Annotated in this window: 9 protein-coding genes and 1 pseudogene; 2 read left to right on the top strand and 8 right to left on the bottom strand. The window is 62.4% G+C overall.

Going from position 1 to position 11,775, the window contains the following annotated elements; genetic code table 11:
- Positions 1-27 precede the first annotated feature (27 nt).
- The 6 genes and pseudogenes from F6S08_RS04350 to kdpF form a co-directional block, all read right to left on the bottom strand.
- Entirely contained in the window at positions 28-2,679 is a 2,652-nt protein-coding gene (locus tag F6S08_RS04350; protein WP_065928094.1) for a sensor histidine kinase, read from the bottom strand.
- Positions 2,680-2,839: 160 nt separating this feature from the next.
- Positions 2,840-3,581, bottom strand: a pseudogene (locus tag F6S08_RS04345) (helix-turn-helix domain-containing protein).
- Between the two features lie 107 nt (positions 3,582-3,688).
- Positions 3,689-4,234: a potassium-transporting ATPase subunit KdpC gene (gene kdpC / locus F6S08_RS04340; RefSeq protein WP_315871327.1), complete on the bottom strand. Its 546-nt coding sequence runs from the start codon at positions 4,232-4,234 to the stop codon at positions 3,689-3,691.
- Positions 4,235-4,298: 64 nt separating this feature from the next.
- The gene (gene kdpB, locus F6S08_RS04335) at positions 4,299-6,362 is read right to left on the bottom strand and encodes a potassium-transporting ATPase subunit KdpB (protein ID WP_409999753.1); all 2,064 of its coding nucleotides are present in this window, start codon (positions 6,360-6,362) and stop codon (positions 4,299-4,301) included.
- A 9-nt stretch (positions 6,363-6,371) separates the two neighbouring features.
- Positions 6,372-8,066, bottom strand: coding sequence for a potassium-transporting ATPase subunit KdpA (gene kdpA / locus F6S08_RS04330; RefSeq protein ID WP_065928096.1), 1,695 nt, complete (start codon positions 8,064-8,066; stop codon positions 6,372-6,374).
- Positions 8,067-8,075: 9 nt separating this feature from the next.
- Positions 8,076-8,165, bottom strand: a complete 90-nt coding sequence (gene kdpF / locus F6S08_RS04325) for a K(+)-transporting ATPase subunit F (protein WP_003218754.1) — start codon at positions 8,163-8,165, stop codon at positions 8,076-8,078.
- Between the two features lie 414 nt (positions 8,166-8,579).
- Here kdpF and eat point away from each other — a divergent pair, with 414 nt between their 5' ends.
- On the top strand, positions 8,580-9,944 hold the full coding sequence (gene eat / locus F6S08_RS04320; protein WP_065928097.1) for an ethanolamine permease: 1,365 nt from the start codon (positions 8,580-8,582) through the stop codon (positions 9,942-9,944).
- 110 nt (positions 9,945-10,054) lie between these two features.
- A complete protein-coding gene (locus F6S08_RS04315) occupies positions 10,055-10,222 on the top strand; it encodes a DUF2897 family protein (protein WP_003172675.1) in 168 nt (55 codons plus the stop codon).
- A 6-nt stretch (positions 10,223-10,228) separates the two neighbouring features.
- Here F6S08_RS04315 and F6S08_RS04310 read toward each other — a convergent pair whose 3' ends face one another.
- Together F6S08_RS04310 and F6S08_RS04305 are read right to left on the bottom strand one after the other, a co-directional pair.
- Positions 10,229-11,077, bottom strand: coding sequence for an urea carboxylase-associated family protein (locus F6S08_RS04310; protein WP_027604148.1), 849 nt, complete (start codon positions 11,075-11,077; stop codon positions 10,229-10,231).
- A gap of 15 nt (positions 11,078-11,092) precedes the next feature.
- Positions 11,093-11,737: a GntR family transcriptional regulator gene (locus F6S08_RS04305; protein WP_315871325.1), complete on the bottom strand. Its 645-nt coding sequence runs from the start codon at positions 11,735-11,737 to the stop codon at positions 11,093-11,095.
- Positions 11,738-11,775: the final 38 nt, after the last annotated feature.

Here is an 11,775-nt window from a genome sequence, read left to right as displayed (position 1 = left end):
CAACATCCGTAGAGAAAACAGGGTAGCTCACGCCTCGCCTTCCAGGCCAGGCTGTGTCGGCAATGGCAGGAACAGCGTGATACAGGTACCGCGCCCCTCAATGCCATCGGCCACGCTGATATGCCCACCATGGGCGCCGACCATGCCCTGGCAGATCGCCAGGCCGAGGCCGGTGCCCTGCCCGCCTCGATCACCGCGTGCGGCGGTGTAGAACATGTCGAAGATCTTCGCCCGCTCATCCTCAGGAATACCGGGCCCCTCATCCGCCACGGCGAAAAACAATCGGTTATCCGAGACGCCGGCGCTCAGTTGCAATCGACCGTGGGGCGGTGAAAAGCGCGCGGCATTTTCCAGCACATTGACCAGTGCCTGTTCGATCAACGCAGCATGGACATAGAGCAACGGCAACTCCGCCGGCACATTGGTGCTCACCTGCAGAGGTGCCAACACCGCGCGCAAACGCCCGAGCGCACTGCCGACAATATCGCCGGGCGACACCCAGTCCCGCGCCAGCTTCAGCGCGCCATGGCCCAGTCGCGTCATGTCCAGCAGGTTCTGGATATAGCGGTCCAGGCGCTCGGCCTCATCGCGGGTGCCTTCGAGCAGCTCGCGACGATCCTCCAGGGGGATGGCTTCGCCGAGCGCCAGCAGGCTGTCGATACTGCCGCGCATGGAGGTCAACGGTGTGCGCAAATCGTGGGACACCGACGCCAGCAAGGCGCTGCGCAGTTGCTCGGTTTCGCCATGCAAACGGGCGGATTCCAGCTCCTGGGCCAACTGTGCCCGCGCCAGGGCCTGGGCCAGGGGCTGGCTCAAGGCGGTCAGCAAGCGACGGCGCTGGCCGCTCAATTCCAGGCCCGGCTTGGCACTGACGCCGAGCAACCCGAGCGGGCCTTCTTCGCCCGACAACGGCCACCACCACCAGCGCCCGAACGGCAAGGTGCCGGTGCCCATGCCTGCCGGCTGGTCATGCTGCCAGGCCCAATCGGCCGCAGCACGCTCGGCTTCGGTGAAGGTCAGCGGGCCGCCGGTCTCGACCTTCCAGCCACCCTGGCCGTCGCGATTGACCAGGCACAGATCCAGGTCGCTCCAACCTTCCAGATGGTGGGCGGCGGCACTGATCACCGCCTGGCGGTCGGTGGCGGCGGTGAGTTTGCGCGACAGGTCGAGCAGTTCGCCGGTTTCTTCCTGGGTGTCGCGCAATGCCTGCAACTGACGGCGCTGGCGTGCGGCAAGATTGCCGGTGAGCGCCGCCATCAGCAGGAAGAACAACAGCGTCAGCACGTCCTCCTCGCGCTGGATGGCGAAGGAGAAATTCGGCGGGATAAACAGGAAGTCATAGGTCAGGAACGACAACGCCGCACACACCAGGGACGGCCCCAGGCTGCTGCGCACCGCCACCAGCAACACGGCGGCAAGAAACACCAGCGAGATATTGGGCAACGGCAGCGCGCTTGCCACTGCCCAGGCCACAGCGGCGGCGACGATGGTCGCAACCACGGCCAAGGCGTAATCGAACCACACCAGGCCGCGCACATCCGGCAGGCGTGGGGCTGCGGGCACATCGTCACTGTCGAGGACGTTGATTTCCAAGCCCCGGGCATTACGCAACAGGCGCGCCGCCAAACCGCCACCGAACAGGCGACGCCGCCAACGCATTCGCGACTGCCCCACCAACAGCAGGCTGGCACGGCGTTCGGCGGCATGCTGGATCAAGGTCTTGGCCACCTCCCCCGCCCGCAGCAGCACCACTTCGCCGCCAAGGCGCTCGGCCAGTTGCTGGGCGTTTTGCAGGCGCAGGCGGGCCTGCTCATCCCGCGCACGGCCGTTGTCGATATGCACCAGGCTCCACGGCAAATGCCGACGCTGGGCGACGCGACTGGCATGGCGCACCAGGCGTTCGGCCTGCGCATCGCCATCCACGCCCACCAACAAACGCCCACGTACCGCCGGCGCCGCCTGGCCGAGCTGGCGATAACCCTGGGCCAAATCGTCGTCGACATGGGCGGCGGCGGTCTGCATCGCCAGCTCGCGCAGGGCCATCAGGTTGGTCTGGGTAAAGAACGCATCGATGGCGGCGCGGGCCTGCTCCGGCACATACACCTTGCCGTCGCGCAGACGCTCGAGCAGTTCGCGGGACGGCAGGTCGATCAACAGCAGTTCGTCGGCCTCCTGCAACACCCAATCCGGCAAGGTTTCGCGAACCTGCACACCGGTGATGCCGCGGACCTGGTCATTCAGGCTTTCCAGGTGCTGGACGTTGACCGTGGTAAACACGTCGATGCCGGCGGCGAGCAGTTCCTGAATGTCTTGCCAACGCTTTTCATGGCGGCTGCCGGGGGCGTTGCTGTGGGCCAGTTCGTCCACCAGCACCAGCTTGGGCTTGGCGGCGAGCAGGCCGTCGAGGTCCATTTCTTCGAGCATCACGCCACGGTATTCGCTGCGCAACAGCGGTTGTTGCGGCAGGCCGCTGAGCAAGGCTTCGGTCTCGGCTCGGCCGTGGGTTTCAACCACGCCGGCGATCAGTTTGACGCCCTGGCGCAATTGGGTGTGGGCAGCCTGGAGCATGGCGTAGGTCTTGCCCACACCCGGCGCAGCGCCGAGGAAAACTTTGAGCCGGCCACGGCCGTCCCGGGGTAGATCGGCTAGCAGGGCATCGGCGCGGCCGGAGTCGCTCATGCTGGGGTTTCCTTCAATTGTTCAGACCCAGAGAAAATCCAATGTGGGAGGGGGCTTGCCCCCGATAGCGGTGGTTCAGTCGATACCTGTGTTGACTGACACTCTGCTATCGGGGTGTAGAACCGTAGACATCGTTTACATCTGAAACCGGGGACATCGTTTACACATTTGAGGCCTGGACGCGGGTCATACCTCGTCCCAGCCTCCCCAAGGGATAATCACACAGGTACAAATCCCAAGCTTCATCTTCAGCTTCTTTGAGCCCTATCCTTTCCCCGGACAGCGCCTCGCTGATAAATACCAACTTGCCGTTCCACTTGATCGATCCGTCCTGCCTGACGCTTCGAACTTTCATTTCTNNNGGCCCTGCACGCTAAAATCAGCCGCGACGCATGGTCTGTGACGGTCAAAGGGAAGCACATCTGAGCATTAAGCATCTTGAACTGCCCTTTGTAGTCAGCACACCACGTCTTGTTAGGTTCGTCGGCCTTTCGCATTTGTGCGTGGGAAATGCTGTGTCGGCGTTTGAAGCGCCGCTTTTTGACGAGCCCAAGTCGGTCAAGCCATTGACCGGCCGTACTTGGAGAGGGCCAGGTGACGGAGGGATCTTCCAGCCGTAATAGCTCGAGAAGCTTTTTCGGCCCCCATTTATCGTGAGCCTCCTTCATCGCGACTACACGGGCCAAAATCTCGTCGTCGGTTTTATTTGGGCTGTTGTGAGGTCGCCGGGACAGTTCGGATAAAGACCTCAAATCGCCGTCGTGCCGGGCAATCCACTTATCGACGGTAGGTCGGCTAACGTCAAAGCGGCGTGCCAACTGGCTTTTGGTGAAGTTGCCAGAAAGCCAATCAGCTACCAGCTTGATTCTTTGATTCATGGGGGACTCTTGGTTCCAGGGCATGATCAGTTACCTCCTGATCATGCGTATTAGCCTGTAAACCATGTCCCCGGTTAGAAATGTAAACGATGTCCCCGGTTTGTACCGGGGCAAGCCCCCTCCCACAGGGTTCAGAGTTTTTCCAGGGCCATGTTCAGCGCCAGCACATTCACCACTGGCGGCCCCACCAGCGGGCTTTCGATATGTGCATCCAACAACCGTTGCAGGGTCGACACCGGCACATTTCGCGCGGCAGCCACCCGTGCCAGTTGATAGGCAATCGCCTGGGGTGGCAAGTGTGGATCAAGACCGCTGCCGGAGGTAGTCAGCGACACCAAAGGCACCGGGCCCTGGCCGGGCACCAACTGTTTGTTCGCGTCATCGAACACGCGGGTGGCCAAGGCCGGGTTGCTGGGGCCGAGGTTACTGGCGCTGCTGGAAACCGTCGCAAAGGCACCCGCCGAAGGGCGCGGATGGAACCAGCTGTCACCGGTAAAGTCCTGGGCGATCAGGCTGGAGCCACGCACTTTGCCGCCGGCATCGCGCACCAGGCTGCCGTTGGCCTGGTCCGGGAAGGCGACTTGGGCGACACCGGTCACCACCAGTGGGTAGGCCACGCCGGTGATCAGGGTCATGAGCACCAGCAGGCTCAGGGCCGGGCGGATTATGTTGGACATTTCAAATTCCTCAATTCGGTCTTTGCAACCTGTGGGCACCGGGGTGGTGCCCACAGGCATCGGGTCACACCAGGTGCAGCGCGGTCAGCAGCATGTCGATCGCCTTGATGCCCACGAACGGAACCAGCAACCCGCCCAGGCCATAGATCAGCAGGTTGCGCCGCAGCAACGCCGCCGCACTCGCGGCCTGCACACGCACACCGCGCAGCGCCAGGGGAATCAGCACCACGATGATCAGCGCGTTGAACACGATGGCCGAGAGAATCGCGCTCTGGGGGCTCTGCAAGTGCATCACGTTGAGCACGCCCAACTGCGGGTAGATCGAGGCGAACAACGCCGGCAGGATCGCGAAGTACTTGGCCACGTCGTTGGCGATGGAAAAGGTGGTCAACGCACCACGGGTCACCAGCAACTCCTTGCCGATCTGCACCACGTCCAGCAGCTTGGTGGGGTCGCTGTCGAGGTCGACCATATTGGCGGCCTCGCGGGCGGCCTGGGTGCCGTCGTTCATCGCCATGCCGACGTCCGCCTGGGCGAGTGCCGGGGCGTCGTTGGCACCGTCGCCGCACATCGCCACCAGGCGGCCGTCGTTTTGCTCGTGACGGATGCGCGCGAGTTTTTTCTCCGGGGTCGCTTCGGCCAGCACGTCATCCACACCGGCTTCGGCAGCGATCGCAGCGGCCGTCAGCGGGTTGTCACCGGTGACCATCACCGTGCGAATCCCCAGCTTGCGCAGCTCGGCGAAACGTTCGCGGATACCGGGCTTGACCACGTCCTTGAGGTGGATCGCACCGAGCAATTTGCCGTCGGCACACACCAGCAAGGGCGTGCCGCCGCTCTGGGCGATCTTGTCGATTTCCCGCGCCAATGCCGGTTGCAGGTCGCCGCGTGGCTGGCCGATAAACGCCAGCAACGAATCCACTGCGCCTTTGCGGAACACGCGGCCCTGGTAGTCGACACCGGACAAGCGGGTTTCGGCGCTGAACGGTACCGCGGTCAGTTCATCCAGGGATGGCTCGGCCTGCGGGTGCAGAGCCCGCAGGTATTCGACGATGGATTTGCCTTCTGCCGTGTCATCGGCCAAAGAAGCAAACAACGCACCTTCGGCCACTTCCTTGCCGCTGACGCCAGGCGCCGCAACCACCGCCGCACACCGACGGTTACCGAAGGTGATGGTGCCGGTCTTGTCCAGCAGCAACACATGCACGTCACCGGCCGCCTCCACGGCACGACCGGACTTCGCGATCACATTAAGGCGCACCAGACGGTCCATACCGGCAATACCGATGGCCGACAACAAGCCACCGATGGTGGTAGGAATCAGCGTCACCAGCAGTGCGACCAAAAACACCAGCGGCAAGCTGCCGTTGGCGAAGTGGGCGAAGGGCTGCAAGGTCACGACCACCATCAGGAAGATCAGGGTCAGGCCGATCAGCAGGATATCCAGCGCGACTTCGTTGGGAGTTTTCTGACGCTTGGCGCCTTCGACCAGGGCGATCATGCGGTCCAGGGTGGACTCGCCGGGGTTGGCGGTGATGCGGATCAGCAGCCAGTCCGACACCAGCCGCGTGTTGCCGGTGACGGCCGAGCGATCGCCGCCGGACTCGCGGATCACCGGCGCGGACTCACCGGTGATCGCCGCTTCGTTGACCGCTGCGATGCCTTCGATGACCTCGCCGTCGCCGGGAATCATTTCCCCGGCGGCCACACGCACCACATCACCTTTACGCAGACTGGTGGCCGGCACGACCTTGAAGCTGCCATCGGCTTCCTTACGCCGCGCGCTCAGGCCTTCGCTGCCGGCCTTGAGGCTGTCGGCACGGGCCTTGCCGCGTCCTTCGGCCAAGGCTTCGGCGAAGTTGGCGAACAGCACGGTGAACCACAGCCACACGGCGATTTGCACGGCCACATACGTCGGTACGGCGGTGTCGGGCACAAAGCACAGCACGGTGGTGAGGATGGCGGTCAGCTCGACCACCAGCATCACCGGCGAGCGTTGCAGCTGGCGCGGGTCCAGCTTGACGAACGCCTGGACCAGCGCCGGGCGCCACAGGGCAGAGACGGCGGTTTTGGCGGGTTCCTGGGTTTTGACCGGGGCCGCGTTTTTTGCAGGCATATTCATGTTCATATCCCCTTTTTAGAAGCCCATGCTCAAGTGTTCAGCGATGGGCCCCAGCGCCAGCGTCGGCAGGAAAGTCAGGCCGCCCACCAGCAAAATAGTCACGGTCAACAGGGTCACGAACAGCGGACCATGGGTCGGGAAGCTGTTCTGGCCAATCGGTGCGGTCTTCTTCATCGCCAGGCTGCCGGCCAGGGCCAGTACCGGGAGGATGTAGCCGAAGCGGCCGATCAACATGCCCAGGCCCAGCATCAGGTTGTGGAACGGCGTGTTGGCACTGAAACCGCCGAACGCCGAGCCGTTGTTGGCGCTGGCCGAGGTGTAGGCGTACAGCAACTGGCTGAAACCATGAGGGCCAGGGTTACTGATCGCGCCGGCTGGGCCGGGCAGGCTCGCGGCGATGGCACCCAGTACCAGCACGCCCACCGGCATCACCAACAGGGTCACGACCAGCAGCTGCACTTCCTTGGCCTGGAGTTTCTTGCCCAGGTATTCCGGGGTGCGCCCGATCATCAGGCCGGCCAGGAACACCGCGATCAACACGTTGAGCAACATGCCGTACATACCGGCGCCGACGCCGCCGAAGATCACTTCGCCGACCATCATGTTGACCAGCGCCACCATCCCACTGAGGGGGTTGAGGCTGTCTTGCATGCCGTTGACCGAACCGTTGGACGCCGCCGTGGTGGTCACCGACCACAACACCGTGCCGGTGGTGCCGAAGCGCGCTTCCTTGCCTTCCAGCGGTGCGGTCTGCTCGACGGCCGGGTTGTTCAAGGTCGGGTTGGGCTGGTATTCGGACCACAGGGAAGTGGCGCCGCCGATCAGGAACAGCGCCAGCATGCAGCCAAGGATCGCGCGGCTCTGGCGCAGGTCTTTCACGTAGTGGCCGAAGGTGAATACCAACGCCACCGGGATCAGGATGATCGAAGCCACTTCGAACAGGTTGGCCCAGGCGGTCGGGTCTTCAAACGGGTGCGCCGAGTTGACGCCGAAGAAGCCGCCGCCGTTGGTGCCCAGTTGCTTGATCGCAATCTGGCTGGCTGCCGGGCCCAGGGGGATCACTTGATCCACGCCTTGCAGGGTCACGGCATCCACATAGTGCGCGAAGGTTTGCGGTACGCCCTGCCACACCAGGAACAGCGCCAGCACCAGGCACAACGGCAGCAGGCCGTAGAGCGTGGCGCGGGTCATGTCGACCCAGAAGTTACCCAGGGTCCTGGCGGATTTTCGCCCGATCCCACGGCACAGCGCGACCAGGACGGCCAGGCCGGTGGCCGCACTGACGAAGTTCTGCACGGTCAGGCCAGCCATCTGGCTGAGGTAGCTCAGGGACGCCTCACCGCTGTAGGACTGCCAGTTGGTGTTGGTCATGAAACTGACCGCGGTATTGAAGGCCAGGGTCCATTCCTGGCCCGGCAATTTCTGCGGGTTCAGTGGGAGATAGTCCTGGAACAGCAGGATCGCGAACAACAGCAAAAAGCCCGCGAGGTTGAACGCGAGCAAGGCCAGCATGTATTTCTGCCAGCTTTGTTCCTGATGTTCATCCACCCCCGACAGGCGATAACAGGCTTTTTCGACAGGCCCCAGCACCGGGCTGAGCCACGTGCGCTGGCCTTCCATCACCTTGTAGTAGAACCGCCCCAGGAACGGCGCCGGCACCAGTACCACGGCAAAGAAGGCAATGATCAGCCAATAGTCATAACTGTGCATGGCCAGCTCCTAGTTCCGATCCGCGCGTAACAGCGCAACCAGCAGATAAATGAACAGCGCCACGGCCAATAGCAGTGACACCCCGTCCAGAACGCTCATGGAAGTCTCTCCGTTTAGCGGCGAGTGCCGCGTGTGGGGCAATTGTCCGCAGGAGTGGCGTAAAGGAACGAGAGCGACGGGGTGGGCGGGGCGTAAAGATGGCGTAAAGAGTGGGTTTATGCGGGGTTTACACTGGGGGTTCCAGCGTCTGGGCGGGCGCTATCGGGGCATGGGTATCTACACAACTTCCAGTGAATACGGAATCTATGGCAATTAGGCTTCTGTGGGAGGGGGCTTGCTCCCGATAGCGCCGGCACCGTCACCGCCGCACCTATCTGGTGCGACGCCGGCAAATTTCAAACGCCAAACCATCCCCCACACGACAGTTGCGCCGCTTTACGACAATGATTCTCAGGCTGGCATGGCCGCTGCAACACCTTGAATCATTCCAAACCGTTCAGGGAGCGCAGCACGATGAACACACAACTCAAACCCACCTTGGGCACCCTGCATTTATGGGGCATTGCCGTCGGGCTGGTGATTTCCGGGGAATACTTCGGCTGGAGCTACGGCTGGGGCGTGGCCGGGACCTTGGGCTTCCTGGTGACCTCGCTGATGGTCGCCGCGATGTACACCTGCTTTATCTTCAGTTTCACCGAGCTGACTACCGCCATTCCTCACGCAGGCGGGCCGTTTGCCTACAGTCGTCGCGCCTTTGGGGAGAAAGGCGGCTTGATCGCAGGCCTCGCCACCCTGATCGAATTTGTCTTCGCCCCGCCTGCCATCGCCCTGGCGATCGGCGCGTATCTGAATGTGCAGTTCCCGGCCCTGGACCCCAAGCATGCGGCCGTCGGTGCCTACATCGTATTCATGGGGCTGAATATTCTCGGCGTGAAACTGGCCGCGACCTTCGAGCTGGTGGTGTGCGTGCTCGCCGTCGCCGAGCTGCTGGTGTTCATGGGCGTGGTCGCGCCCGCGTTCAGCTTCAGCAACTTTGCCCTGAACGGTTGGGCCGGTTCCGATACCTTCGGCGCCCCGGCGGTTGCCGGGATGTTTGCGGCGATTCCGTTTGCCATCTGGTTTTTCCTGGCCATCGAAGGCGCGGCCATGGCGGCCGAGGAAGCAAAAGATCCGAAGCGCACCATTCCAAAGGCCTACATCAGCGGCATCCTGACCCTGGTGATCCTGGCCATGGGCGTGATGTTCTTCGCCGGCGGCGTGGGCGACTGGCGCACCCTGTCGAACATCAACGATCCACTGCCGCAGGCGATGAAAACCGTGGTGGGCGACAACTCCGGCTGGCTGCACATGCTGGTCTGGATCGGCCTGTTCGGCCTGGTGGCGAGCTTCCACGGCATTATCCTGGGCTACTCGCGCCAGTTCTTCGCCCTGGCCCGCGCCGGTTACCTGCCCTCCTTCCTCGCCAAATTATCGCGCTTTCAGACACCACACCGGGCAATCATCGCCGGTGGCGTGGTCGGCATCGCCGCCATCTACAGCGATGGCCTGATCAACCTGGGTGGCATGACATTGACCGCGGCGATGATCACCATGGCGGTGTTCGGTGCCATCGTGATGTACATCATGAGCATGCTCAGCCTGTTCAAACTGCGTAAGACCGAGCCGCTGCTGGAACGTACCTTCCGCGCGCCGGGTTATCCGATCGTGCCCGGCATTGCGCTGGCGCTGGCCGTGGTGTGCCTGGTGGCCATGGCGTGGTTCAACACGCTGATCGGGCTGATCTTCCTCGGCTTTATGGCCGTGGGTTTCATCTACTTCCAGATGACCGCACAGGACCGTGCCGATGCACCGGCAGATGCAATGTTGACCGGGCTCTAAGGTTTCGAGGCAGAACGGGCCTACACTGAACTACTCAGAAAGCCCGTCACTCAAAGTAGTTATTGCCGTGGGAAAATTCTCCGACGGTAATCTGCCTCAAGGAGAGCCTTATGCCGTGGTATGCGTGGTTGATTATGGTGGTTGCGATTGGGTCGATCGTCGGAGGGCTGATGATGCTGCGTGACAGCGCCAACAAGGTGGAACTCACCGACGAACAACGCAAGCGCGTGGCCGAGCGCAATGCCCAGGCGGACGCCAAGGACGCGCAGGACCGCTAGGACCGCTTACTCCCAATCCGCCTTGGCAATTTGCAACCCGTGCTGCCCTTTATAGGCAGCACGCTCCGGCTGGCTCCAGCCGTCCAGCAACTCGTCCTCCAGCCGATAGATCTCAACCCCCAACGGACGGCACACCGTCAGCGGATCCTGCGCATCCGGCCCCCACATCGGCAGCGACAAATCCCCGCCCGGGCACGTCGACAGCGCGCAGAGCAAATCAATCTCGGCAAAGAACTCCAGGTAATCGCCCTTCTGCGCCGGGCAGGCTTTCATGAAATACATGTCGTCGTGATTGAGGCCCGTGCACTGGAAAATATTCAGCACGTCATGCACGTCGAATTCCGTCAGACCGTGGGGTAATACCGCGCGGGTCAGGTTGGAGTGGCAATGGTGATGGAAGTCCTCGCCGGTGAGCATGCGGTTCACATAGGGATCGCACCGCGTCCCCAGCAAGTCATGCAGACGCCCGCCGTGCTCATCGATGCCGTAACTGGCCAGGCTGTCATCGGTGATGGTCACCAGTGGCCTTAGAAATGGCAGATTCGACCATAGCCGGTCATGAGTGCTCACATGCGCCCCCTGCAACTGACGGGTACGTGCAGCCCAAAGACGTTCGCGGGGGTCATTGGCGTTCCACACATTGAAGTCCCCCACCTGCGGGCCCACGGGCGTGGTAACACGAAACACATGCCCGGCGGGCACCTTCCACGCCCTGCCCGTGCGAATCGGTACCTCGAACTGCTCGATCAAGCTGCGCTGATCTTTTCGGTCACGAATGCGCTCGTAAAATGCCGCGTCGACCTGCAACGCCGAACCCTTGCTGACCTGATAAGCGGCCGGATAGTCTTTGTACATGATGCAGATCCTCGATCAGGGGTGGGTAAACAGGGCCAAGGACAGGCGTTCCGAATCATCCAGGTACAGGCTCATCGCCTCCCCTGCCGCCGGTTTGTCCTGCTGGACCAGCCATTGATAAATCTCACGGTCACGCTCCAGCCAGGGCGACTGGAAACGTTGCTCATCAGGCGCGGCGCAAAACACCAGGCGCAACTGGGCGATGACCTGGGCAAAAAACTCATCGAACAACGGGCTGCCCATCAACCCGACGATGTGCTGATGGAACAGCAAACTGTGGGTGGCCACCGCACGCCAATCCTCGCGCTCACGGGCCAGGGTGGTGGCGTCAATGGCGTTTTGCAGGCGTTCGGATTGCTCGTGCGTCAAGGCATCGCTTCCGGCGATGGCCTGCAACTCCAGGGTACGGCGGACTACAAAAAGGTCGCGGACTTCCTCACGCTCCAACCGCCGCACCATAACGCCCTTGTTACGCACATAACGGGTCAACCCCTCCTGCCCCAGACGATGCAAGGCTTCGCGAATCGTATTGCGCGACGCACTGTAGGCCTTGACCAGATCCACCTCGACCAATGCCATGCCTGGCAATAACCGCCCCGCAATGATGTCGGCACGCAGCTCCAGGGCAATCTGGTCGGCTAAAGACAAACTGAGCGTCATGACTACCTCACGATTGTTGAACAATCCTCCGTCTAGAT

This window comes from Pseudomonas sp. JV449 (assembly GCF_032424295.1).
In the GTDB taxonomy this organism is placed as follows: Bacteria; Pseudomonadota; Gammaproteobacteria; order Pseudomonadales; family Pseudomonadaceae; genus Aquipseudomonas; species Aquipseudomonas marginalis.
This window is presented reverse-complemented; position numbering and strand designations above follow the sequence as displayed.